This window comes from Bacillus cereus group sp. N6, from assembly GCF_016483705.1.
Taxonomy (GTDB): Bacteria; Bacillota; Bacilli; order Bacillales; family Bacillaceae_G; genus Bacillus_A; species Bacillus_A wiedmannii.
The window spans coordinates 1-493 of record NZ_JAEHBI010000208.1 but is presented as its reverse complement, the minus strand read 5'-3'; the positions used below and the strand labels follow the sequence as shown (position 1 = coordinate 493).

Here is a 493-nt window from a genome sequence, read left to right as displayed (position 1 = left end):
TATTTTGGAGAAAGAGTAAATAGTTATAGTGAACAATTTAACCTAGTTTATGTAACTACCCACAGCTAAAGCAGTAGTTACGAAAATTGTATAAATTCGTCATACTATTTCGTAATGCCGTGTTGTTAGGTATGGTTGGATTTGTTAGATAAGCATTGACAGCATTTTGAAAGGTTTGCATAAGTGCTAAAAATTGAGCTTCTTGGGGAGGTGTAATGGGAATAGTAGGAACAAGCATGGGAGTTAAGATAGAATCAGAAGAGAAAGAAGGAAGAATTGTATTAATAAATGTGAATAATTCTTGTTGTTGCGCCGGTGAAAAATGAGATAATTCTTGTTTGGTAAAGAATAAAAGAGGGTTTTGTTTATCCATATTTTCATTCCTTTCTTTGAAACAAAGTATATTCTATATAGGGTATGTACAAAAGAAAAAAAGGGAAGAGATACATGTCTATAGAAAAGCCCCTATTTTTTTATTAATAAAAAAATAGGG

General features: G+C 31.2%; 1 protein-coding gene. It reads right to left on the bottom strand.

Annotation, left to right across the window (positions count from 1 at the left end):
* Positions 1 to 55: 55 nt before the first annotated feature.
* Positions 56 to 373 (bottom strand): hypothetical protein, encoded by a 318-nt coding sequence (locus JDS99_RS30975; RefSeq protein WP_199696500.1) that lies wholly within the window; start codon positions 371 to 373, stop codon positions 56 to 58.
* Positions 374 to 493: the final 120 nt, after the last annotated feature.

Coding starts and splice junctions, on each gene's coding strand:
- JDS99_RS30975 (WP_199696500.1), bottom strand. CDS start 373: ATGGATAAACAAAACCCTCTTTTATTCTTTACCAAACAAGAATTATCT.